This window comes from Flavobacterium branchiophilum FL-15 (genome assembly GCF_000253275.1).
GTDB classification, from domain to species: Bacteria; Bacteroidota; Bacteroidia; order Flavobacteriales; family Flavobacteriaceae; genus Flavobacterium; species Flavobacterium branchiophilum.
On sequence record NC_016001.1, the window covers coordinates 1,530,231 to 1,555,833 of the forward strand.

15 protein-coding genes are annotated in these 25,603 nt (G+C 35.5%); 14 read left to right on the top strand and 1 reads right to left on the bottom strand.

Annotation, left to right across the window (positions count from 1 at the left end; genetic code table 11):
• The first annotated feature begins 36 nt into the window (after positions 1 to 36).
• The 10 genes from FBFL15_RS16680 (at position 37) to FBFL15_RS06720 (ending at position 14,681) form a co-directional block, all read left to right on the top strand.
• The gene (locus FBFL15_RS16680; protein ID WP_197535538.1) at positions 37 to 1,062 is read left to right on the top strand and encodes a TonB-dependent receptor plug domain-containing protein; all 1,026 of its coding nucleotides are present in this window, start codon (positions 37 to 39) and stop codon (positions 1,060 to 1,062) included.
• Between the two features lie 40 nt (positions 1,063 to 1,102).
• On the top strand, positions 1,103 to 3,169 hold the full coding sequence (locus tag FBFL15_RS06680; protein WP_231847504.1) for a SusC/RagA family TonB-linked outer membrane protein: 2,067 nt from the start codon (positions 1,103 to 1,105) through the stop codon (positions 3,167 to 3,169).
• A gap of 47 nt (positions 3,170 to 3,216) precedes the next feature.
• Positions 3,217 to 4,725: a RagB/SusD family nutrient uptake outer membrane protein gene (locus tag FBFL15_RS06685; RefSeq protein WP_014083862.1), complete on the top strand. Its 1,509-nt coding sequence runs from the start codon at positions 3,217 to 3,219 to the stop codon at positions 4,723 to 4,725.
• Positions 4,726 to 4,777: 52 nt separating this feature from the next.
• The gene (locus FBFL15_RS06690; RefSeq protein ID WP_014083863.1) at positions 4,778 to 5,899 is read left to right on the top strand and encodes a hypothetical protein; all 1,122 of its coding nucleotides are present in this window, start codon (positions 4,778 to 4,780) and stop codon (positions 5,897 to 5,899) included.
• Between the two features lie 13 nt (positions 5,900 to 5,912).
• On the top strand, positions 5,913 to 6,860 hold the full coding sequence (locus FBFL15_RS06695; RefSeq protein ID WP_143394584.1) for a hypothetical protein: 948 nt from the start codon (positions 5,913 to 5,915) through the stop codon (positions 6,858 to 6,860).
• A 110-nt stretch (positions 6,861 to 6,970) separates the two neighbouring features.
• Entirely contained in the window at positions 6,971 to 8,029 is a 1,059-nt protein-coding gene (locus FBFL15_RS06700; protein WP_014083865.1) for a glycoside hydrolase family 16 protein, read from the top strand.
• Between the two features lie 579 nt (positions 8,030 to 8,608).
• The gene (locus FBFL15_RS06705) at positions 8,609 to 9,454 is read left to right on the top strand and encodes an endonuclease/exonuclease/phosphatase family protein (RefSeq protein WP_014083866.1); all 846 of its coding nucleotides are present in this window, start codon (positions 8,609 to 8,611) and stop codon (positions 9,452 to 9,454) included.
• On the top strand, positions 9,451 to 10,884 hold the full coding sequence (locus tag FBFL15_RS06710) for a glycoside hydrolase family 30 protein (RefSeq protein ID WP_014083867.1): 1,434 nt from the start codon (positions 9,451 to 9,453) through the stop codon (positions 10,882 to 10,884). The genes FBFL15_RS06705 and FBFL15_RS06710 overlap by 4 nt, the downstream gene beginning before the upstream one ends.
• A gap of 14 nt (positions 10,885 to 10,898) precedes the next feature.
• Complete coding sequence (locus FBFL15_RS06715) at positions 10,899 to 12,359, top strand: glycoside hydrolase family 30 protein (RefSeq protein ID WP_014083868.1); 1,461 nt, start codon at positions 10,899 to 10,901, stop codon at positions 12,357 to 12,359.
• A 99-nt stretch (positions 12,360 to 12,458) separates the two neighbouring features.
• Positions 12,459 to 14,681, top strand: coding sequence for a glycoside hydrolase family 3 N-terminal domain-containing protein (locus FBFL15_RS06720; protein WP_014083869.1), 2,223 nt, complete (start codon positions 12,459 to 12,461; stop codon positions 14,679 to 14,681).
• 239 nt (positions 14,682 to 14,920) lie between these two features.
• Here FBFL15_RS06720 and FBFL15_RS06725 read toward each other — a convergent pair whose 3' ends face one another.
• A complete protein-coding gene (locus tag FBFL15_RS06725; protein ID WP_014083870.1) occupies positions 14,921 to 17,188 on the bottom strand; it encodes a M1 family metallopeptidase in 2,268 nt (755 codons plus the stop codon).
• A gap of 651 nt (positions 17,189 to 17,839) precedes the next feature.
• Here FBFL15_RS06725 and FBFL15_RS06730 point away from each other — a divergent pair.
• The 4 genes from FBFL15_RS06730 to FBFL15_RS06745 all read left to right on the top strand — a co-directional run bounded on the left by FBFL15_RS06730 (position 17,840) and on the right by FBFL15_RS06745 (position 25,396).
• Positions 17,840 to 18,688 carry an aldose 1-epimerase family protein gene (locus FBFL15_RS06730; protein ID WP_014083871.1) on the top strand — a complete coding sequence of 283 codons (849 nt, stop codon included), beginning with the start codon at positions 17,840 to 17,842 and terminating at the stop codon, positions 18,686 to 18,688.
• A 336-nt stretch (positions 18,689 to 19,024) separates the two neighbouring features.
• The gene (locus FBFL15_RS06735; protein WP_014083872.1) at positions 19,025 to 19,579 is read left to right on the top strand and encodes a GNAT family N-acetyltransferase; all 555 of its coding nucleotides are present in this window, start codon (positions 19,025 to 19,027) and stop codon (positions 19,577 to 19,579) included.
• Between the two features lie 146 nt (positions 19,580 to 19,725).
• Positions 19,726 to 24,834, top strand: a complete 5,109-nt coding sequence (locus FBFL15_RS06740) for a T9SS type B sorting domain-containing protein (RefSeq protein WP_083839242.1) — start codon at positions 19,726 to 19,728, stop codon at positions 24,832 to 24,834.
• 133 nt (positions 24,835 to 24,967) lie between these two features.
• Positions 24,968 to 25,396: a hypothetical protein gene (locus FBFL15_RS06745; protein WP_014083874.1), complete on the top strand. Its 429-nt coding sequence runs from the start codon at positions 24,968 to 24,970 to the stop codon at positions 25,394 to 25,396.
• Positions 25,397 to 25,603 lie beyond the last annotated feature (207 nt).

Here is a 25,603-nt window from a genome sequence, read left to right on the forward strand (position 1 = left end):
CATTAATATTATTAACAAATTAAAAATGATCAGCTTATGAATTTAAAGCTATTTTCAGAAAGTTTTAGGAAATTCTTTTTTTTGGCCTCTATTTTTTTAATATTTGTTGCAACAGCAACGGCTCAAAAAAAGGTTTCAGGAGTGGTGTTGTCTAACGGCATACCGCTTCCAAGTGCCAATGTGGTAGTAAAAGGAACAAAGGTAACAGCATCGACAGATTTTGATGGAAAATTTACTTTGAATGCTCCGTCTAATGCCCAAACCTTAGTAATTTCGTATTTAGGATACGTTACAAAAGAAGTAACCATTTCTGATACTCCAATGACTATCAATTTGTCTGAGGAAAAAAATACACTTGAAGAAGTTGTAGTGAATGTGGGTTATGGCACACAAAAGAAAAGTGTAAATACGGGAGCCATTTCAAAAGTGAGTGCCAAAGATTTAGAAAAAGTGCCAAATGGTCGTGTAGAACAAGCGCTTCAAGGACGTGTATCTGGGGTAACAATTGCCTCAAATTCGGGTTCGCCTGGATCGGCTTCAACCATTCGAGTACGTGGTATTACTACTTTTGGAGCAGGAAATAATCCTTTATGGGTAATTGATGGTGTGGTAGTAACAGGAGATGCTATGGGATTTTTGAATCAATCAGACATCGAATCGATGGAAGTTTTGAAAGACGCCGCTTCGGCAGCTATCTATGGAACTCGTGCAGCTAGTGGCGTTATTTTGATTACTACTAAAAAAGGTAAAAAAGGTAAAATAACAGTAAATTATTCAGGTTTTACTGGAGTAGCAGGGCCAGCCAAAACATTGCAAATGTTAAATGCTACTCAATATGGTGCCTTGATGAACGAAAAATCAGTGGCTAGTGGTGGCAATGTATTGTTTCCAAATTTAAGTGCTTTAGGTGTTGGCACTGATTGGCAAAAACAAATTTTTAACAATGGAGCCAAAAGGTATAACCACGAGTTGAGTTTTAATGGTGGAAACGATGTGTCTAATTTTTATGTTTCTATCGGATTGCAAAACCAAGAAGGAATTGTAACAACTGAAGTGGTCTAACTATGAGAAAAAGAATTTTAGGTTAAATTCAAATCATAAAATATCAAAAACTTTTTCTATTGGTCAAACATTGGCATATACCCATCAAAAACAAGTAGGTATAGGAACTCTGAATAGTGAATTTGGTGGTGTTTTGAGTTCGGCTGTCAATTTGGATCCTATTACCCCATTGGTAGTTACAGATCCTACAGTTGCTTTGTCTATGGGATTTTTGTCTCCGTATATTATTAAAGATACTAATGGCAATCCTTATGGTATTTCATCTTTGGTGGGGCAAGAAATTGTAAATCCTGTAGCTTATTCTAAAACCCAATTGGGTAATTTTGGTTGGTCAGACGATTTAGTAGCCAGTGCCTTTTTGGAGGCTAATATTTTGCCAGGTTTGAAGTTTAAAACAACTTTTAGTGGTAAAAAATCGTTTTGGGGCAACGAATATTTCACTCCAAAATATTATTTGAATGCCTCTGCCAATAGTGTGGTACAAAACACCCTTACCAGAACAAGCAATACAGGATTTGATTGGATAATCAACAACGCTTTGACGTATGCTAAAAAAGTAGCTGACCATAATTTCTTGTTTTTAGTTTCGCAAGAAGCAAGTGTTTTTGGTAACGGATACGTTTCGGGTGTTACTCATGCCGATTTGCCAACGAATAATTATCAAGAAGCCTCTTTTAACTTTGTTTTGCCTGCGGCTAACAAAACAGGTTATTCGGTTACATTTACACCATTGAAATTGTCTTCTATTTTTGCTAGGTTGAATTATGACTATAAAGAGAAATACCTTTTTACGGGTATTATCAGACGTGATGGAGCTTCACGATTTGGATCGGATAAAAAATATGATAATTTTCCTTCAGCATCGTTAGGTTGGATTGTATCTAAAGAAGATTTTTGGAAAGACAACAAATATGTCAATTCCTTAAAAATACGTGGTGGCTATGGAGTTACTGGAAATGTTGGTAGTTTATCAGATTTTCAATATTTATCATTAATTAATGGAGGTGCTAATTATACATTTGGTCAAACGGGTGGCATTACTACTGGTTATGCCCCTGTAACATTGGATAATCCGGAGTTGCATTGGGAAGAGACCGCACAAACAAATTTTGGATTTGATGCCAAAATATTAAATGATTTTACTTTGACGGTTGAATATTATAAAAAGAAAACATCGGGTATTTTACAACAAAAAGTAGTGCCTGGATATGTTGGGGTAATCCAAAATCCGTGGGCAAATGTGGCCGATATGGAAAATAAAGGTTTAGAAATAGAATTGGGCTATAAAAAATCGATCAGAAGTTTGAATTTGTCAGCCAATTTGAATTTTTCTACCTTAAAAAACACAGTTACAAATATTGGAACAGGTGTAGATTTTCTAACTCAAGATGCCCCAGGCTTTCAATCGATGGGTATTGTAACCCGTACACAAGTAGGGCAAGCTTACAATTCTTTTTATGGGTTTCAAACCGCTGGTATTTTTCAGAACCAAGCCGAAATCAATGCTTATGCAGTCAATGGTACTCCTATTCAACCTACAGCAAAACCAGGAGATTTCCGTTGGGTAGATGCTAATGGTGATGGAAAAATTACAAATGACGACAAAACTTTTTTAGGAAGTCCTATTCCTAAATATACTTTTGGATTTACATTTAATGCTGATTATAAAGGGTTTGATTTGATGGTTTTTACTCAAGGTGTTGCGGGTAATAAAATATTCCAAGGTTTGAGACGATTAGATATTGCCAACAGCAATTATCAAACAGTAGCCTTGTCTCGTTGGCATGGCGAAGGTACATCTAATGATTTCCCTCGATTGACTAATGATGATACCAATGGCAATTTTACCAATATGTCTGATTTTTATTTGCAAAAAGGCGATTACATCCGTTTAAAAGTGGTGCAATTGGGTTATGCCATTCCAAATAAATATTTGGACAGAATAGGAGCAAGTAAAGTAAGGTTTTTTGTAACTGGTGAAAATCTATTAACTTTAACAAAATATACAGGTTTCGATCCAGAAATTGGAGGTACTGTAATGGGAGTTGATAGAGGATTTTATCCACAAGCCAGAACCTTTATGTTTGGTGCCAATGTTCAATTTTAATCACTTTAGATTTAATTTATAATGTTACATTATTAATATTAACTACTATGAAAATCAAAAATTTAAAATATTTTGTCATCGCAGAATTATCTGTAACCGCTTTGACTTCTTGTACCAAAGATTTTTTGGAACAAACCCCAACTGGGCAATATTTGTCTGCCAATTATTATCAAAATAGAGATCAAGCTTTTTCGGGTTTGGTAGCCGTATATGATGGATTAAGAAAAAATTCAGGAGGTTTTGAAAACATGATCACCATGATGAACGCCGGATCAGACGATCATGTTGCTGGCGGGGGTGGTTCATCCGATGGTATTGGTATCCAAGCTTTTTCAAATTATACTGCCTCGGGTACAACTATGCCCGCTAGTTTTTGGAACGACCATTTTCAGGGTATAGCCAATGCTAATATTTTATTGCAAAAGTTGCCAAATACACAAATGGACAACAACGAAAAAGTTCGATTTGTAGCAGAAACAAAAGCTTTGAGGGCTTTGTATTATTTTAATTTGGTAAGAATGTTCAAAAACATTCCATTGATATTAGAACCAGTTACTACCGAAAACATGTACAATATTCCGCAAGCAACTCCAGCCGCAGTATATACTCAAATAGAAAATGACTTGTTAAGTGCTATCAACGATTTGCCTACCAGCATCCCTTCGTCCGAGTCTGGACGTATTTCAAAAGGGGCTGCTAAAGCCATTTTAGGAAAAGTATATTTGTATAATGGAAAAAATGCGTTGGCGGCTGCACAATTGGCAGAGGTAAACGGAACACCAGGAAGTACAAGTGCTTTTGGTTATAAATTATTATCTAATTTTAGCGATTTATGGAATACTTCCAATAAATTTAACTCTGAATCTATTTTAGAAGTGGCCCACACCAGTGCAGGAAATTCTTACTGGGGCATTTGGGGTTCTGGAAAAGACGAAGGAAATTCTGTAAATGTGATGGTTGGCCCTCGTGGATATGTTAAAATAAGTCCTTCGGCACCAAGTTTGCCTTCGGGTTGGAGTTTTAATATGATTACACAAGATTTGTATGATGCCATAAAACTCGACCCTCGTTTTGGAGCTACCGTTTTAGATTTAAAAGCCATGAAACTAGCAGGAACAGCAGACTATATTGCTGGTTATCAGGATACAGGTTATTTTTTAAATAAATTTGTACCAAGACAATCAGATGTTACTACTGGACAAGGAGATGCCGTTTTAAATTACAAACAAGATACTTATGTAATACGATTGGCAGATACTTATTTGCTTGAAGCAGAAGCACTTGGAGGAACAGGAGCAAGAGCCCAAGCCCTTTTAGACGCCGTTAGAGCTAGAGTAGGATTAGCATCTGTGCCAGTTTCATTGACTGCAATCAAAAATGAAAGACGATTGGAATTGGCTGGAGAAGGACACCGGTTTTTTGATTTGGTACGTTGGGGAGATGCCGCTACTAAACTGGCAAGTAGAGGATTTGTAGCTGGAAAACATGAAATTTTTCCTATTCCTTATAAAGAATTAGAAAATACTAAATTGGTTCAAAATCCTGGTTATAATTAAGAATTTATTTGAGTTATAAAACAGGATCAATAATCAAAAAATATTTATATTTATGAAAAAATTAAAATTATTTTACAGTATAGCTTTTTTTGCCGCTATACTTGTAAGTTGCGAAACTCCAGAAGGAGTTGATAAAGATGTATCTTTTTTGAATAGTGCCACATCAAGCGATTATGCAAAAATTTTTGATATAAGTACTGATAATTCAGGAAAAGTTCGTATTACACCCCTTGCCAATGGGGGGAGTAGTTTTTTGATTGCCTTTGGACACGGCACTGGTGCGGCTGCAACAGCCACAGTAGCCGCTGGAACAAGTGCCATTCATACCTACCCAGAAGGCAATTATACCGTGTCGATTACAACATACAGTATTTCGGGAAATGCCACTACTACTACCTATCCTTTGGTAGTTACTTATAGAGCTCCAGAAAATTTGAATGTAACTGTAAATAGCGATATGGCCCTTACAGCTACTGCCAATTACACTTCTGGTTTCAAAGTTTATTATGGCGATGTAGCAAATGAAACTGGTACTTTGATGACTACTACCGTAAATAGCAGTTTGTTGGCTACGGGTACTTTGCCAGCCCATATTTATCCAGCTGGAGGCCCTTATCAATTGAAAGTTGTTGCGCTTAGCGGTGGTGCTGCCACTACAGTTTATACTAAAACATTGTTTGGTTTTCCTTTAGATTTTGAAAGTCCTACTATGGATTATTTCTTTGGAACATTTGGAAATGTAAACTTTTCAAAAGTTGCCAATCCTAGTGCCACGGGTTTAAACACAAGTGCCACTGTTGGTAAATACGAAAAAACTACAGGTGCAGCATCATGGAGTGGCACTTATAGTCCGTTAAATATTCCAATTAATTTTGCTCATGGTAAAAAAGTAAAAATGTTAGTTTATAATCCTGTTGCGGCTAATATAGGAAAAAAAGTAAATGTAGAGTTAGAAGCAGCAGTATCAGGAACTGGAGCAACTGCTAATGGAGTTGCCGTTTTAAAAACAGCTTTCACCACATCTGGAGCTTGGGAAGAATTGGTATTTGATTTTAGTACCATTACTGCTATTCCAGCAACAGCTCGTTTTGGTCAGTTGGTGCTACGTTTTGATGATGGCAATGCGGGTACAGGCGAAGTTTTTTATGTGGACAACATTCGAATAACAAATTAAAATGATACAAATTATGAACAAGAATTTAATCAAAATTATAGGATTATTTTCGGGATTGGCACTTTTTTTTACGAGTTGTGCCTCCGAAGATTATACACTTGGCGATTTGACCAATCCAAGTAACTTGTCTATTACTGCCGATGTTGTAGGCAAAACAACTGCAAATCCAAATGGCGATGGCACTGGAGTTGTAAATATAGTAGCTACGGCCAACAATGTTTTGGCTTATAAAATTGCTTATAAAGATGTAACAAACTTTACTGATACAGAAGAGTTTGTAGCATTGCCAAATGGTAAAGTATCCAAAACTTTTACTTCACTAGGTACACATACTTATCGCATTACAGTAGTAGCTTATGGTGCAGGTGGTACATCAACCTCGGCAACCAAAGAAGTAACAGTTTTTAGTTCTTTTAACCCAGAAACTTCAGTTGTTACTTTTTTAACCAACGATTCAAGTAAAACTTGGGTTGTAGATAAATCCATTCCTGGACATTTTGGCGTTGGACCTTGGAATACAAGTTCTGTTACTCCAGAATGGTGGTCTGCAGCCATCAATGAAAAAGTAAATTGTTGTAATTGTTTTTATACTACAACTTTCAAATTCACCAAAGTTTCTGCAACAAATTATACCTTGCAAGTTACCAATCCAGATGGTGCCTTTACAAAAACGGGTTCGTTGGCTTCTATTCCAGGTATTCCAGCCTCTGGCGACGAAGGCTGTTATAGCTACAGCGGCGGCACTACAAACTTTAGTTTTATTCCACCAAGTTCTGGAGTATCTTTTTCAACTATGAATTTACAAACCAGTATTCAATTAGCAGGCAATACTACTTATATTGGATATGGTTCTTTGAAAAAAGAATACCAAATTATTTCCATTTCGGCTACAGCCATGTATCTAAGAGTACAAGGAACCGAAACAGGTAATGCTTGGTACATCAAATTAAAATCAATTTAATTTTTTACTTCAACATAAAGCTGTTCTAATCAGTTGTTTTAGAACAGCTTTTTTATATCATTACAACACAATAAAGAATTATAGTCAATTAATATAAAAAACTAATAAAAATGAAAATCAAATATACCATAATGTTATTTATCATGAGCATTTTGTTTTGTTTTGGATGCAGTTCTGGAAGTTCAGGAGGCGAAAACAACAATTCAACACCAGCACCTACAAATTTGGTTATCAATACCGATATTGTGGGCAGTAGTACTACTTTTCCAAATGGAGATGGTACAGGAGTTGTCAATTTTACGCTTACTGCAACCAATGCAACGTCTTATAAAATTTTGATTGGCAACGAAACCATCAACTCCACTACGGGTATTTTTAGCTATACGTTTACAAATATGGGAACAAGTACATATACAGTTTATGTATCGGCATACAATGGTACTCAATTTATTTCTGGAAACAAAACCCTTACTGTTCTAAAAAATGCTGGAATCTTATGGCAAGATGAATTTAACGTCGATGGAGCTCCCGATGGTTCCAAATGGGGTTATGATATTGGAAATAGTGGTTGGGGTAATAATGAAATACAATATTATACTAATAGATTAGATAATTCTGTCGTTTCAAACGGAACACTAAAAATTATAACAAAAAAAGAAGCCTTTGGTGGCAGTGCCTATACCTCTGCACGACTCCTTTCAAAAGGTAAATTTTCTTTCAAATATGGCAGGGTAGATATCAAAGCCAAATTGCCTTCGGGGGCGGGAACTTGGCCTGCACTATGGATGCTTGGCGATAATATTACAACTGTCAATTGGCCTTCTTGTGGCGAAATTGATATAATGGAACATTTAGGTAGCGAGCCAAATAAAATTCATGGTTCTTTGCATAGCCCCAATAATTATGGTGGCAATGCTAATACAGGCGTTACCACTATTTCAAATGCAACGACAGAATTTCATATTTATTCGTTAGTTTGGAATGCCACAGAAATCAAGTTTTTGGTAGATAATGTACAGTTTTATGCCCTTGCCAATAACAGTACTTTGCCTTTTAATAACAATTTCTTTTTTATTTTGAATACCGCTATGGGCGGCTGGGGTGGTACTGTAGATCCAAATTTTGTTGGAACTACTTTTGAAATAGATTATATTAGAGTTTATCAATAGTTGTTTGTATTTGTTATTTCTATAAATGGCTTCTGTTATTTTTTAGCAGAAGCATTTGTAGAATTTAAAATTTAATTGAAAGATTGAAAGATTGAAAGATTGAAAGATTGAAAAGATTGAAAAGATTGAAAGATTAAAAGATTGAAAAGATTAAAAGATTAAAAGATTGAAAGATTCAAAAGATTGAAAAGATTGAAAGATTAAAAGATTAAAAGATTAAAAGATTAAAAGATTAAAAGATTAAAAGATTGAAAGATTAAAAGATTAAAAGATTGAAAGATTGAAAGATTGAAAAGATTAAAAGATTAAAAGATTGAAAGATTGAAAAGATTAAAAGATTGAAAGATTGAAAGATTGAAAGATTGAAAGATAGAAAGATAGAAAAGATTGAAAGATTGAAAGATTAAAAGATAGAAAAGATAGAAAAGATTGAAAGATTGAAAGATTGAAAAGATTGAAAGATTAAAAGATTGAAAGATTAAAAGATTGAAAGATTGAAAAGATTGAAAAGATTAAAAGATTGAAAAGATTAATATTACCAATAACCAATAACCAATAACCATCAACAATTAATACTTAATGAAGGACAAAATTACCATTTTATTGCTATTTTCTGTTTTGTTTTTTCAAAAAAGCAACGCACAATCATTGAAAATGATGACCTACAATATTAGGTTAGATATAGCATCAGATGGCGAAAATAGTTGGGAAAACAGGAAATCATTTTTTTGTTCCCAATTACAGTTTTATGAACCAGATATTTTTGGTGTTCAAGAGGCAAAACCAAATCAAGTACAAGATATTAGAAGTTCACTCGTGCAATATGCTGCTGCTGGTACAGGCAGAGATGGCAATGGGCAAGGCGAATCTTCTCATATTTTTTATCATAAAAAAAGGTTTAAATTACTCAAACAACATACTTTTTGGCTTTCAGAAACACCTGATACAGTATCAAAAGGCTGGGATGCAGCTTGCAATAGGGTTTGTACGTATGTTTTATTAAATGATATGGTCTCTCAAAAATCCTTTTGGGTTTTCAACACCCATTTGGACCATCTTGGCGAAGAAGCCCGAACAAAAGGTTTAGCCCTCATTTTAAACCAAATACAAGTTTTAAATGTTGCTAAGTTACCTGTTTTTTTGATGGGAGATTTCAATTTGGATCCCAGTTCACCAAGAATACAGCATGTAAAGTCTTTGCTAAACGATGCTAGAGATATAAGTATAAACAAACCTTACGGACCCAGTGGCACTTTTAATAATTTTAAACATAACGAACCTGTAACCTTATTGATTGATTATATATTTTTATCTAAAGAGAATCCTTTTTTTGTTCAAAAATATGCCATTTTAAGCGATGCCATAAACCTTAAATATCCTTCTGATCATTTACCTGTTTTTGTTGAATTAATTTTAAAAAAATGAAAATAAAAATTCTTACTCTATTGTGTGGGTTGTTACTTGCCAGTTGCTCCACTTCTTCAGATGTTGTGCAGCCTGAGACCACTACATCTCCTATACCAACATCAAGCGATATTGAATTTTGGATAACCAAATCGGATGCCTCTGTACTTTTAGAAAAACAAAATACAGTATTAAATTTTGGCAATACTTTTAATAATTTTGCAAATATCGAAATCAATGATACCCAAACTTTTCAATCGATAGACGGTTTTGGATATACACTAACAGGCGGCAGCGTTTCTGTAATTAACCAATTGACAAGTGCCAAAAAACAAGAATTGTTACAAAATCTGTTTGGAAATTCAAATACTTCCATTGGTATCAATTACCTCCGAATAAGTATTGGTGCTTCTGATTTGAATAGCAGTGTATTTTCTTATAACGATTTGCCTCAAGGTCAAACCGATAACAACCTTTCTCAATTCAGCTTATCACCAGACAATGAGTTGATTCAAATGTTACAATCTATATTGGCCATCAATCCCAATATTAAAATTATTGCAACACCTTGGTCTCCACCAGTTTGGATGAAAGACAACGGTCAAACGGTAGGAGGGAGCCTTCAACCACAATATTATGCTGTATATGCACAATATTTTGTCAAATATATCAAACAAATGCAACAACAAGGAATTGCTATTCAGGCAGTTACACCTCAAAATGAACCTTTGCACCCTGGTAACAATCCAAGTATGCTCATGACGGCTAGTCAGCAAGCAGATTTTATAAAAAATCATTTAGGCCCAGCCTTTGTTGCTGCAGGTATTACAACAAAAATTATTGTGTATGACCACAATTGCGACAAACCCGAATACCCTTTGTCTATATTAAATGATGCTGCTGCAAACCCATTTGTAGAAGGGTCTGCTTTTCATTTATATGCAGGGGATATTAGTGTTTTAACAAATATTCATAATTCATTTCCTAATAAAAATATTTATTTTACAGAACAATGGACGGGGTCGTCTGGGTCATTTAGTGGTGATTTAAAATGGCACCTCAAAAATGTTGTTATTGGTTCCATGCGTAATTGGAGTAAGACAGCATTAGAATGGAATTTGGCCAATGATGCTCTTTATCAGCCACATACACCTGGTGGTTGTACAGAATGTAAAGGTGCCATTACCATAAATAGTGCCGAAAGTTATACTAAAAACGTAGCTTATTACATTGTGGCCCACGCTTCAAAATTTGTTCCTGCAAATAGTGTTAGAATTGCTTCTAATATAACTGGAAATTTGTATAATGTTGCTTTCAAAACACCCTCGGGAAAAATCGTTCTAGTTGTTGTAAATGATAGCAATAATACGGAGGTTTTTAATATTAAATTTAACGGAAAATGGGCAACCGCTACTTTGCAAGGGGGTAGTGTTGCTTCATATATTTTTTAATAAAATTAATTATAATGAAAAAAATAACTATTTTTGTACATTTATTAACAACTTTTTTTGTTTTTTCTCAAAATAAAAAAAACACCAATCCCTCTACTTTTTCTGTAAATAATAGAACTGTTGAGGTATATACATCTGCAGACAACAGTCTATTACGATTGTCAAAAGATGACAAAATTTACCATTTTGAAACAATGAAGCAACCTTTGGAAACTCAAATTTGTATTTTTGTTAATCCTGAAAAAAAGTTTCAAAAATTTTTAGGAATTGGTGGCGCCATAACCGATGCCAGTGCTGAGGTTTTTGCTCGTTTGAATCCAGATAAACAACAAGAATTGCTAGAGGCATATTTCTCTAAAACAAAAGGTATTGGTTATACAGTTGTAAGAACCAACATGCACAGTTGCGATTTTAGCTCTCATTCCTATACTTATGTTCAAGAAGGAGACAAAGATTTAAAAACTTTTAGCCTAGCACCCGACCAAAAATTCAGGCTGCCTTTGCTCAAAAGAGCCTTACAAACCATTGGCAATTCCTATACTTTTTATGTAAGTCCGTGGTCGCCACCAGCATTTATGAAAGACAATCAAAGCATGTTAGAGGGAGGTAAATTATTGCCAGAATATTATCAAACGTGGGCAAATTATTATGTAAAATACATCAATGCCCTTCAAAATGAGGGTTTAAATGTATGGGGTTTAACTATTCAGAATGAGCCAATGGCCAAACAACGATGGGAATCATGTATATATTCCGCTGAAGAGGAACGTGATTTTTTGAAAAATTATTTGGGGCCAACGCTAAAAAAAGCAGGCTTAGGACAAAAGAAAATCATTGTTTGGGATCATAATCGAGATTTGATTTCACAAAGAGCTCATGTAATTTTAAGCGATAGTAAAGCCAGCCAATATGCGTGGGGTGTTGGTTTTCATTGGTACGAAAATTGGAGTGGGGGCAACCCAATGTTCGAAAACATTAAGCATGTAAACGACTTGTATCCAAACAAAAATTTAATGTTTACGGAAGGTTGTGTGGAGCGTTTTGATCCATCAAAGTACCAATTGTGGGCAAATGGTGAACGGTATGGCAGGTCTATGATTCATGATTTTAACAATGGAACGGTGGGCTGGACAGATTGGAATATTTTATTAGACGAAAATGGGGGGCCAAATCATGTTCAAAATTTTTGTTTTGCTCCAATCCATGCCGATAGTCAGTCTGGCAATTTAATTTATACACCAAGTTATTATTTTTTGGGACATTTTTCAAAATTTATTGATAAAAATGCTCATAGAGTAAGCAGTGTTGCTAGTAGAAGCCAACTGCTTACAACCTCATTTTTGAATCCAAACGGCAAATTGACTACCATTATAATGAATGAAACCAATCAAAATGTACAGTATTATTTGTGTATTGGTGCAAGTGCTGTGGCTCTCGATATTTTGCCCCATAGTATTCAAACGGTAGTTTTTTAAAAAAATAAGGTTTAAATATTAAAATATTAAAATTCAAAGTTTTAAATTAGTATTAATAATAGAAATTGCAATAAAATAAACTAAAAAACAATAAATAAAATGAAGAAAACGGCTGTTCTTTCGTTATTTTTTGCTACAATGGCAACTTTTTCGCAACAAAAAAGTATTGATCAACGTGTAGCAGATCTGATGAACAAAATGACTCTCGAGGAGAAAATTGGTCAATTGAATCAATATACGGGCGATAATACGCTAACAGGCCCTTTAACAATAAATCCTAATAAAAAGGAGGAAATCAAGGCTGGAAAAATAGGTTCGATGCTTAATATATTAGGGGCACAATATACCCGACAATATCAAGAACTGGCCATGCAATCTCGATTGAAAATTCCATTACTTTTTGGGTTAGATGTCATTCATGGTTATAAAACTACATTTCCAATTCCGTTGGCCGAAGCGGCAAGTTGGGATGTAGAAGCCATCGAAAAGTCGGCTAGGGTAGCAGCCACAGAAGCCGCATCAAGTGGTATTCATTGGACGTTTGCTCCTATGGTAGATATTTCTCGAGACCCTCGATGGGGGCGTGTTATGGAAGGTGCTGGCGAAGATACTTATTTAGGTTCCAAAATTGCGTTTGCAAGAGTCAAAGGATTTCAAGCCAATTTGGGCGATGTTCATTCGGTTATGGCCTGTGTCAAACATTTTGCAGCTTATGGGGCTGCCGTTGGCGGACGTGATTATAATTCTGTAGATATAAGCGAACGCATGTTGTGGGAAACCTATTTACCTCCCTTTAAAGCTGCTTTAGATGCTGGAGCCGCTACATTTATGAATGCTTTTAATGATATAAATGGAATTCCAGCTACTGCAAACAAGCATATTCAAAGAGATATTTTGAAAGGAAAATGGCAGTTTCAAGGTTTTGTAGTTTCAGATTGGGGGTCTATTGGCGAAATGGTGGCTCATGGATATGCCAAAGATTATAAACAAGCAGCTGAAAAAGCCCTGTTAGCCGGTAGCGATATGGATATGGAAAGTAGTGCCTACATTGGCCATTTGGCCACTTTAGTCAAAGAAAACAAAGTGCCAATAGCACTTATTGATGATGCTGTTAGACGTATATTGCGAAAAAAAATGGAACTTGGTTTGTTTGAAGATCCTTTTAAATTTTGTAATCCAGAACGACAAAATAAAGCACTCAATAATCCAGAACATACAAAAATAGCTAGAGAAGTGGCTGCTAAAAGTATTGTTTTATTGAAAAATGATAAACAAGTTTTGCCTTTGTCCAAAGATTTAAAAACCATTGCTTTTATTGGCCCAATGGTACAATCCAAAAGGGATAATCATGGTTTTTGGGCTGTTGATTTGAAAGATGTAGATTCTACCTATATTGTGTCGCAATGGGAAGGATTGCAACGAAAAGTTGGTAAAAACACCAAACTTTTGTATGCAAAAGGTTGTGATGTTTTATCCACTAACAAATCTGGGTTTGAAGAGGCCATTGCCGTTGCCCATCAAGCCGATGTAGTAGTGGTGAGTGTGGGCGAAAAACACAATATGAGTGGCGAAGCCAAAAGCAGAAGCAGTTTGCAACTGCCTGGTGTACAGGAAGATTTGATTATGGAATTGCAAAAAACGGGTAAACCCATAGTAGTGTTGATCAATGCAGGCAGACCGTTAATTTTTAATTGGACTGCAGACAATATGCCAACCATTTTATATACTTGGTGGCTTGGTTCCGAAGCTGGAAATGCCATTGCCGATGTCCTTTTTGGCGATTATAATCCTTCTGCAAAATTACCCATAACTTTTCCTAGATCGGAAGGGCAAGTGCCGATTTATTACAACCATTTCAGTACCGGAAGACCTGCTAAATCGGATGACGATAAGATATATAAATCAGCTTACATAGATTTACAAAATTCGCCAAAGTTTCCATTTGGTTATGGCTTGAGTTATACTACGTTTGAATATAGCGATTTGAAATTATCTACCCAAAAAATTACAACAAATGACCGCATCATGGTTCAGGCTACCATCAAAAATACAGGAAAATATGCTGGAACCGAAATCGTGCAATTGTATATCAAAGATCAATTTGGGTCTGTGGTAAGGCCAGTTTTGGAACTTAAAGATTTTCAAAAAATCACCTTGGAAGCTGGAGCTTCTAAAACAATCTCTTTTGTAATAGATAAAGAAAAATTATCTTTTTATAATGCTGATTTACAATATGTTGCAGAACCAGGCACTTTTGAAATCATGATAGGTGCATCTGCAGCTGATTTGCGTTTGAAAAGTACATTTGAACTCTTGCCATAAAACGAGTTCTCTTTTTTTTTAAAACACATAAAAACCTAAAATGTATTTTTCATTTTTAGGTTTTTATGTTTATAATATGTTGAAAAAAACACAAGAATAATTGTATTATTTATTTTATACCAAATTACGAAGTCTATAATATGGGTTAAATATTAAAAACAACATAGTATTTTTTTTGGATAAAAAAGGGACAAACACACGTGGTGATTGTCCCTTTTTGTAGTTTGTAATAGTGTGTTTTATTCTTTTGTAAACACAAATGATTTTCCGTTATATACAAAGGTTACTTCGGTTTTGGTGGCATTAAAATTAAATTCAATTCCTGGTGCCTCTGCTGCTTTAAAATGATCTGGAGTTGTAGCTTCAAGTACCAAGTCGGGTTGCCCAGTTACTTTAGCTACAAGTTGGTCATTTTCTTCTACAAATGTAAATTTGATTGGAATTTGTTTGTTAGAAAATGTTCCAAAAAAGGGATCCAAAACTACAACTTTTTCTACGGTTGCTGTAGCAGCTGTCCACACGTTGTTATTAGGATTTACATCGGGTAAGTTGTGGTCTGGATCAATGGTTATCGACTCAATTTCCTCGTTAGATGGGTGCTTAAAAGCCCATGAGGTATTGCGTTGCCAAATTTCAACTGGTAGTTTTACACGGTTTGTTTTACCATCCTTTGTTTTAATATCGAGGGTAACTGGCATTGGCATTTTTTCAAAATTCTCAATATGAATGATGGCTCCTTTTTTAGGATCGTTTTTCACGTAGCTTACTTTGTTTATTCCTTGGTCTAGTTTCCATTTGTTGATAATCCAACCTCTCCAAAACCAGTTCAAATCTTCGCCCGAAACATTTTCGATGGTTCTAAAAAAGTCGTCTGGTGTTGGATGTTTGAAAGCCCATCTTGCTATATAGGTTTTGAAAGCAGTATCAAAACGGTTTTCGCCCAAAACTTCTTCTCTCAACATCGTAAGGCCTCTAGCAGGTTTCATATAGGCCAAAATGCCTAAATTGGCTTCTTTCAAATTGTCTGGTGCACTAAAAATGGGTTCAATTTGATCGTTTGTATATACACTTGCCATTTGTTGTACATCTTCTTTTGCAGCTTTGTATTCGCCTTTATTAAAATCTACAGACGAAATAGAGTTGATAAAAGTATTAAATCCTTCGTCCATCCATGCAAATAGTCTTTCATTTGACCCCACAATCATAGGAAACCATATATGTCCAAACTCATGATCGGTAACTCCCCAAAGACTTTCTCCTTTTGATTCCCAACCACAAAAAACAATGCCAGGATATTCCATACCACCTTCATTACCCGCCACATTTGTTGCTGCTGGATAAGGGTATTCGAACCAACGTTTAGAATAATTTTCTATAGAAGTTTTGGTGTATTCCGTAGAGCGACTCCAGGCATCTTTGCCATTACTTTCTATTGGGTATGCCGATATGGCCAATGATTTTTTGCCACTTGGCAAATTGATTTTTGCTGCATCTATAATAAATGCCGCAGACGAAGCCCAAGAAAAATCTCTTGAATTTTTAATTTTAAAATGCCAAGTCAAATTGGTTTTTCCAGCTGGACGAGAGTTTGTATTGGTAACCTCATCGGCTGTTCTAATCATCACGGTTTCATCACTTTGTGCTGCTTTTGCCCATCTTTTTTGTTGTTCTGATGTATATACTTCATTTGCGTTTATCAATTCTCCAGATCCTACTACAATATGATTGGCGGGTGCTGTTATCATTACATCAAAATCGCCATATTCTAAATAAAATTCTCCTTGACCTAAATAGGGTAGGGAGTTCCAGCCTTTTACATCGTCATATACACACATTCTAGGATACCATTGGGCAATGGTAAAAACCTTTCCGTTTTTGGTGTCTAAAACCCCCATTCTGTCCGACCCGTAAATTGGAGAAATAAACGAAAATTCCATTTTCAATTTGATAGTTCCTCCGTTTGCAGCCAATTCTTGAGGTAAATTTACTTTCATTCGGGTATCGGTAATTTCAAATGTAGCCTCTTTTTCTACTGTTTTCCCGTTTTGAGAATAGGAAATTTTTAAGGATTTAATCCGATGGCCGCCTTCAAAATTTTGTCCTTTGTCGCCATTTCTACTACCTGTTGTTGGAATTACCGCCTCGCCTCGTGAATCAGATTTAAATAAATTCTGATCGACATTGAGCCACAAAAACGAAATCTTGTCTGGGCTGTTGTTGGTGTAAGTCAAAACTTCGGTTCCTGTTATTTCGTTGGTTTGGTCATTCAATACAGCTGTAAGCTGATAATCAGCACGGTTTTGCCAATATTTTGGACCAGGTTGTCCGCTTGCCGAGCGGGTATCGGTTCCGTTTTTAGAATAAAAATACGGTGCAAATGCATCGTTATAATTGTATTTATTTGTTGTAGTTACTTTATTTTCAGTACTCTGAGCTAATAAACTACTACTCGAAAAACCAAATACAAGGGCTGATGCCAACAAGATTTTGATTGTTTTGTTTTTCATCTTAAAATGTTTAAATTAGGTTGTCTTTTTTTTAAATTTTGTGAAATAAATACAAATTTAAAGGTTATTTTATAATTTTAGTTGTTTGTCTTCAAAAAAATGAAAATGTTACAATACGTAGCTCAAAAAAAGATGATAAACTACTATGTATTTTTTCTAAAAATGGATTATGAGTATCTGCAACTGCTATTATTTGATCAATGATAAGTTAGTTTTTAATTATTTTTATCAAGCTTGATTCTTTCTTTATTTTTCGGCACTGCGTCGTTACCAGTTCTATTTCATGCAAAGCTCAGAAAGGTAAAGTAATACCAAATATACATATAAAATAGTCCAATATACTTGTTATTTTTTGCTAAAATGAGTCAATAAAAAATAGTTCCGTAGCCCAGCTATGCAACGATTTTTTTTGAAAATTTTTTCTAAAAAATAACTACGCATCTTTAGACTATTTTATAAATATATTTGGTATAAATATTTTATCTATTTTGGTATGCGTTATGGACAGTCATAAAATGGATCAACTAACTTTTTTCAAATTTTTGTTAATATGAATTAAAAACATCATAAGCATAATTCATTTTACTTCTAATTTTATTTGCATTTCCATTTTATTGTTTACTTTTGAAATCAATTAAAAGTTTTCAATCAATGAATATTACAATCAAGAATGACTATATTTCGGCTGCTTTATTAAGTAAAGGTGCAGAGCTGTGCGGTTTGTATTACAAAGAACGTAATTATATATGGGAGGGTAATCCAAAATTTTGGGCAAAACATGCACCTGTGTTGTTCCCAATAGTGGGTACTTTAAAAAACAATACTTATACAATTGATAATCAAGAATTCAAATTACCAAGACATGGTTTTGCTCGTGATTATGTTTTTGATATCAAATCACACGCATCAGATTGTATTGTGTTTGTGCTGCAAGCCAATGAGGTAACCCAACAAATGTATCCATTTCAATTTTTGTTTGAAATCTCATATCAATTAATAGTTACCAAATTGGTTGTAAGCTATCATGTTTTAAATAATGATGTAACACCAATGCCTTTTTGTATTGGGGGGCATCCTGCTTTTGCATTGCCTTTGGATTTTGAAAATTATAGTCTGGATTTTCAGCAAAATACAAGTTTAACAACTTTTTTATTAGACAACGATTTGCTTTCAAATACTACTAAAACTTTGCAGCTGGATCAAGGAAAACTGCCTTTGAATTATAATTTATTTGAAAATGATGCCTTGGTAATTAAAAATATACCTTCAAAAAGTGTTCAAATTACTGAAAATGGCACTCCATTTTTAAAATTGGATTACACTGATTTTCCAGATTTAGGCATTTGGACCAAAGTTGATGCTCCATTTATATGTATCGAACCTTGGTTTGGCTATGCCGATACACCAAATTGTACCGGCAACTTGTTTGAAAAAGAAGGTATAATTATTTTAAAACCCAACCAAGCTTTTAAGGCTTCATTTGAAGTGGAGGTGTTATAGAGTTGGATTTTTTTAGTTGAAAAGATTGAAAGATTGGAAGATTGAAAGATTGAAAGATTGAAAGATTGAAAGATTGAAAGATTGAAAGATTGAAAGATTGAAAGATTGAATAGATTGAAAGATTGAAAGATTGAAAGATTGAAAAGATTGAAAGATTGAAAAGATTGAAAGATTGAAAAGATTGAATAGATTGAAAGATTGAAAGATTGAAAGATTGAAAAGATTGAAAGATTGAAAAGATTGAAAGATTGAAAAGATTGAAAGATTGAAAAGATTGAAAAAGATTGAGCAAAATAATGAGCTACAAATTAGATAAATTAATACACGATTCAAATAATGATTTTAGAATTTTTGCCATTTCCCGAAATTTATACTAAACGATTGCATTTGCGAAGGCTTACTTCTGATGATGCAGCGGGTATTTTAGCCCTACGAAGCAATCCTGTTTTGATGCAGTACATTCCAAGGCCGTTGCTTCAAAACTTGGATGAAGCAAGGGCACATATTCAATTGATAGACGACAGAATCAAGGCCAATGAAGGGATCAATTGGGGTATTACCTTACGTGAGTCTTCGGATGTAATAGGCATTATTGGCCATTATACCATCAAAACAGAAAGCCGAAGGGCAGAAATTGGTTACATGCTTTTAGAAGATTTTGCTAGAAAGGGTTTGATGTCCGAGGCCGTAAAAGCGGTTGTTGATTATGGTTTTGATGTCATGCAATTGCATTCGATAGAAGCGATTATTGCCCCAGATAATTTGGCATCTGAAAAAGTATTGCAAAAAAATGGTTTTGTAAAAGAGGCTCATTTATTGGAAAACGAATTTTATAATGGACAATTTTTGGACACGGTTATTTATTCATTATTGAAAAAAAATAGAATTTAATTTGTTTTATTTCAATTAATTAAACAATATTTATAAATTTGGCAATTGTTCTGAAGTTTCTATCATTTCATCACTTAGTTTAATTAGGTATTGGAATGGTTTTGAAACATTTTTTTTATTCGTTGAATCCAATTATATAATTTTACATGATGTATCAAATCAAATCTTTTTGGCAGCAAACTATAAAATCGAGCCTCGTACTGATTGTATTGTTTGGCACTCTCAATGTTTTTTCTCAATTTAGCAAAACACATTATATTCCGCCAGTTTCCAATTCAGATTCTCAAGTACCCCAAGGGCAATCGATGTATATTTCTTGTCCTAGTACAACGCCAATTGCATTTACAATTACTAAAATTGGTGGTCAAGTCATTTCAGGTACTACAAGTAGAGACAACCCATTTGTTTACAATTTAGGTTCGGGAATAGATACCCAAATGCTGATCAAATCTGATGATGTGGGTAGTATCAAACACAACAAAGGGTTTATCATCGAGGCCGAAGATTTGGTGTATGTTACCGTCCGATTGACCTCTACTCCACAAAATTATCAAGCGGGAAGCATTGTTTCAAAAGGGCTTGCGGCACTTGGAACCCATTACCGCATAGGGGCTTTTATCAATACGGGAGTTGCAAATACGTCAGACAATCATTATACTTTTGCCACTATATTAGCCACCGAAAACAATACCACGGTATCATTTGCCGACATCAAGCAAGGGGTTGTTTTGATCAATAATGCCGCTGCGGGTAGCAACCCTGCTCCTGTGGTTTTGAATAGAGGCGACAGTTTTGCTATTGCTGTAAAAGGGCCTACACAAGCCAACAAAGATGGTTTGATAGGAGCTTCTATTACCTCCGACAAGCCGATTGCTGTGAATTGTGGCTCATTTGCAGGGAGTAATGGTAACTCGTCTAACATGGATTTAGGAATGGATCAAATAGTATCTGCCGAACGCACGGGGCAGGAATATATTTTTATCAAAGGGAATGGACTAGATGTGATGGAACGCCCCCTTATTGTGGCACACGAAGACAATACCGAGGTGCGGCTGCATGGGGTTGCTACGCCCGTGGCAACACTAAATGCTGGGCAATATTTGGCCCTTAGCGGTACCAATTTTTCTTCCAATGGCAATTTGTACGTGCAAACGTCTAAAAATGTTTTTGCTTATCAAGGTATTGGAGGAACAAACCAGCAAGCCAACCAAAACATGCACTTTGTACCGCCATTGTCTTGTCAAACCCCCAAAATCATCAATAATATTCCTAAAATAAATGAAGTAAGCGATTTGACGGATTTTACTGCTTCTATTTTTATAGTAACTGAAACCAATGCCGATTTGAGTTTTATCATCGATGGTGTCAGTTATACTTTTGCCAATTTGCCTTATACAAAATTGGGACCTTTTCCAGTAATGGGAAACAGTAATTTTGTTACCTATAAAATTGAAGGATTAACGGGAAATGTATCAGCTATTTCTACAAAACAAGTATATTTGTCTTATTTTGGCTCTAGTGGTGCCGCTACTTATGGTGGGTTTTATTCGGGTTTTACTTTTACGCCCGAGGTGGCTTTAAACAAAATTAGTATTACCCAATCCAATTGTATTCCTAATGTACTTTTGAATGTAAATTCTTTATCGCCTTTTGATAATTTTCAATGGTATCAAAACAATGTTGCCTTGCCAAACGAAACCAACCCTAGCTACCAACCCACCACTCCAGGCTATTATCATGTGAGTGCCGTGATAGACGGTTGCAACGTGCCTAATTTGGTTTCGGACGATATTCCTGTAAGCAATTGTGCCGATGATAGCGATGCCGATGGCACAAACGACAATATCGATTTAGACTTGGATCAAGATGGAATTACCAATTGTATGGAATCCTTTGGCGATTTGAATTTGGATTTATCCCAATTGAACACACCAATTACCATCAATCAAAATACTTTTTCAAACACTTATACCACCACTATTGCTACTTTTAATAATACAGGCACTCCTGGCAATTTAGTAGGTAACAATCAGGGTACCTTTGTTAGTCATGTGGCTATGGGCAAAGGCAACAGCCTGACTTATACCATTCAAAACATGACACAACCCATGTCTGTATCATTAGAATATGTTAATAATGCCAATACCAATGATTTATTAAACGATGGTGCCGAATTTAGATTGATTTCGCCTACCAATAAAACCATTACCGTTTTAAATCCTACCGATCAATTACTTATTGATACTAATTATGATGGCATTTACGACAGTGGTATTACCCAATTTTCGTCGTTTGAAATTCGATTCAAACTCAATAGTAACGTGCCACTCGCTCCTGGAACGGGTACTTTTAGTTTCAAAACAAATCAAACCGATTCGTTGATTTTCAAACACATCAATCTATCAGACACACAAGACAACAAGGCAACATTTGTAATCAAAGCCACATGTGTACCAAAAGATACCGATGCAGACGGCATAGCAGATGCACTAGACTTCGACAGCGACAATGATGGTATTACAGATTTTATAGAAGCCCAAGGCGAAACTTCCTTAACATTAACTCACTTGGATACCAACCAAGATGGCATTGACAATGTTTTTGGAAATGGATTAATTCCTGCCAATACAGATGCAGATGCAGTAATAGATGCCCTTGATTTGGATGCTGATAACGACGGTATTTATGATTTGGTCGAATCGGGAAGTACAGCAATAGACGCCAATCTAAATGGGATTATCGACGGAAATGCAGCCTCTTTTGGAGCAAATGGTTTGTCCAACAGCGTAGAAACTGCATCCGAAAGCGGATTACTCAATTATACACTTGCCAATATTGATGCAGACAATTTATGGAATTTTATCGATTTAGATGCAGATGCCGATGGTTGTTTTGATGTAGTCGAAGCGGGTTTTGCCGATCCCAACCACGATGGTTTATTAGGCAATACCGCCCCACCCATTGTATCTGGACAGGGAGTTGTTACCAGCGGCACTGGCTATACCACACCACAAGCAAACTATGCTATTGCTGCTCCTATTACTATTACCACACAACCTCTAGCTTTTACATCTTGCGAAATGCAAGAAGCTACATTTAGTGTAGTTACCAATGCTGTAACGTCCTATCAATGGGAGGTTTCTACCAATGGTGGCATCAGCTGGACGGCTGTTGCAAATAGCACTTCTATATCTGGAGCCAACACCAATACCTTGCACCTCAATCCTGTATTGCCCTCGATGAGCGGTTGGAAATACCGTGTTTTTATTAATAAAAATGGCAACACCTGCGGATTGTATTCCAACGAAGTTTTACTAACTACGTATAGCATGCCCGTTTTAACATCGCCGATAGAATTGAAACAATGTGATAATGATACACCCGATGGTTTTGCTCCGTTTAATTTGACTGAAATCAATTCCCTTATTTCGGCTAATGCCAATAACGAAACTTTTAGTTACTTTACCACATTTGATGGAGCCAATACCAACGATGCAAGCGTACAAATCAACAATCCAACGGCTTATATAAGTAGCAATAACGGAGTGGTATTTGTAAGGGTTCAAAATGCCAACTTATGCTATAAGATTGCCGAACTGCATTTGACAGTAACGGTAACTCAAATCAATATTGCTACTGGACATCAGGATTTTACCAAATGCGACGACGAAGTAGCAGGAGTATCAACTGCCATAGATGGATTTGCCATGTTCGATTTTTCGGCTCACAAAACTTTTATCGAAGGCCAACTGCCCACACCTCTTAGCCATTACATTATTAAATATTATGCATCCGAGGCCGATGCTTCGGCAGAGCAAAACCCTATAACAGACATCAGTCATTTTAGAAATACAATGGCCCATTTGCAGCAAATTTATCTTCGTGTTGATAGTATTATTGACAATGGTTGTTTTGCCTTTGGCCCATTTGTAACCTTGCACGTAGAAGCCCTTCCTGTAGTGCATCCGCTAAATGCAACCAACACCATCAGACAATGCGATAACAACAACGATGGAGCTGAAAATTTTGACATCACTCATTTAGAATCCACCATTTTGGCAGGACAAACTAATAAAACGTTCACCTATTTTGATGCTGCCAACAACCCCATTACCCTTACCAATCCACTGTTGGTAAATGGCAGCAAAACCATCAAAGTCCATTTGGCCAATACCAATAGTGAAGCATCAGATGGCCCCTGTTTTGATGAAGCATTAATTACTTTTATTGTCGATCAAAAACCAATAATCAACCCTTTGAATTGGTCTGATTTTGAAAAATGCGATAACGAAACAGACCCTTTGAGTCAAAACGGTACTTATCCCTTTGATCTTTCAAATGTAGCCAATACCATTTTAGGAAATCAAACAGGCATGAGCATTCAGTTGTTTGATGCTAATAACCAGTTGATTACCAATCTCAATAGCCCATTTGAATCGGGTACACAAAATATCAAAATCGTTGTTACAAATAATTTGAATCCCATTTGCATGGCAACATCCATTTTGCCATTAAAAGTCTATTCAAAACCTAAAATCAAAACTACCGATTATGCCAAAATTTGTTTGAACAGACCCAACGATGTAGCCTTAATAAATGCAGGATTGCAAGACGGCAGCCCAGAAAGTAATTATACCTACAAATGGTATTACAACAACACCTTGTTGCCCAATACAACTTACAGTATCAACGCAAGCCTAACGGGCGAATACCGAGTAGAAGTAAGCTCCACGCATTGCAACAGTACCCGAACCATTTATATAGACGCTTCGGACATAGCTCATATCCAATTGATTAACATTACTGATTTGACCGATACCAACACAGTTGAGGTTGTAGTTACAGGAGTAGGAAGTTATTTATATGCACTAGACAACGAAAATAATTATCAAGTGTTGCCATTTTTTAGTCCCGTGGCCAGTGGCCCTCATATTGTTTATATCAAAGACATTAAAAATGATTGTGGTGTAGTAAAAAAAGACATTACGGTGTTAGAAATACCAAAATTCTTTTCGCCAAATGGCGATGGCATCAACGATACTTGGCAAATCAAAGGCATTAGTTCCAAATATTATCCACATGCCATGATTTATATTTTTGATAGATATGGCAAGTTGATATACCAAGTTTTGCCCAATGCAATAGGCTGGGACGGCACCTTCAACGGGCAACCATTGCCTGCCGACGACTATTGGTTTACCATTCAATTAGACGATGGCAGACAAACTAAAGGACATTTTTCAATAATTCGATGATATTTTTTTTGTAAATTTATAAAAAACATATATATTTGCAGTTCTCATAAGTAAATAAATTGTAAACCTCGCAGTTTTTATAACATTTGCGGGGTTTATTTTTTTTTAACAAAAACCTTAATATCAAAAAAAAATGTATAAAGCTTTAGAAAAAATCATTGTCCAAGATAAATTTACATTCCAATTGACAGATGATTTAGAAAATGTATGCAATTGTTCTGAAAATCATAATGGTATTTTTATAGTCTATGACATGTCAAACGACAACAAAGAGTTGATCATGGTGGGTTCTACGGGTACTATTCAAAACGACGGAAGCCTCAAAAGCAAAAATGGAGGCTTGTATGACAAAATTGTAAACGGACATCAATTTGCCAAAACGGGTCGAAAATATACCTGGCCAACCCAAATGAAAAAAGAAAACATCACGGCATTAGAAGTTTTTTGGTATGACACTTTTAACAGCAACAATCGTGTGATTCCAACTTTTTTAGAAGCACAAATACTTCAAGAGTTTTTTGAAGTACATGGCAAATTACCCCGATGGAATGTAGCCTTTTAACACACACCGCCTTAGAGCGGTTTTTTTTGTGCCAAATGGAAAGGGTTGAAGTTAGAAGTTAGAGGCTAGAAGTTAGAAGTTAGAGGTTAGAGGTTAGAGGTTAGAAGTTAGAGATTAGAAGTTAGAGATTAGAAGTTAGAGATTAGAAGTTAGAGATTAGAAGTTTGATGATAGAAGTTAGAAGTTATTTCAACCAATATTTGTGTG

Coding starts and splice junctions, on each gene's coding strand:
- FBFL15_RS16680 (WP_197535538.1), top strand. CDS start 37: ATGAATTTAAAGCTATTTTCAGAAAGTTTTAGGAAATTCTTTTTTTTG.
- FBFL15_RS06685 (WP_014083862.1), top strand. CDS start 3,217: ATGAAAATCAAAAATTTAAAATATTTTGTCATCGCAGAATTATCTGTA.
- FBFL15_RS06690 (WP_014083863.1), top strand. CDS start 4,778: ATGAAAAAATTAAAATTATTTTACAGTATAGCTTTTTTTGCCGCTATA.
- FBFL15_RS06695 (WP_143394584.1), top strand. CDS start 5,913: ATGAACAAGAATTTAATCAAAATTATAGGATTATTTTCGGGATTGGCA.
- FBFL15_RS06700 (WP_014083865.1), top strand. CDS start 6,971: ATGAAAATCAAATATACCATAATGTTATTTATCATGAGCATTTTGTTT.
- FBFL15_RS06705 (WP_014083866.1), top strand. CDS start 8,609: ATGAAGGACAAAATTACCATTTTATTGCTATTTTCTGTTTTGTTTTTT.
- FBFL15_RS06710 (WP_014083867.1), top strand. CDS start 9,451: ATGAAAATAAAAATTCTTACTCTATTGTGTGGGTTGTTACTTGCCAGT.
- FBFL15_RS06715 (WP_014083868.1), top strand. CDS start 10,899: ATGAAAAAAATAACTATTTTTGTACATTTATTAACAACTTTTTTTGTT.
- FBFL15_RS06720 (WP_014083869.1), top strand. CDS start 12,459: ATGAAGAAAACGGCTGTTCTTTCGTTATTTTTTGCTACAATGGCAACT.
- FBFL15_RS06725 (WP_014083870.1), bottom strand. CDS start 17,188: ATGAAAAACAAAACAATCAAAATCTTGTTGGCATCAGCCCTTGTATTT.
- FBFL15_RS06730 (WP_014083871.1), top strand. CDS start 17,840: ATGAATATTACAATCAAGAATGACTATATTTCGGCTGCTTTATTAAGT.
- FBFL15_RS06735 (WP_014083872.1), top strand. CDS start 19,025: ATGATTTTAGAATTTTTGCCATTTCCCGAAATTTATACTAAACGATTG.
- FBFL15_RS06740 (WP_083839242.1), top strand. CDS start 19,726: ATGATGTATCAAATCAAATCTTTTTGGCAGCAAACTATAAAATCGAGC.
- FBFL15_RS06745 (WP_014083874.1), top strand. CDS start 24,968: ATGTATAAAGCTTTAGAAAAAATCATTGTCCAAGATAAATTTACATTC.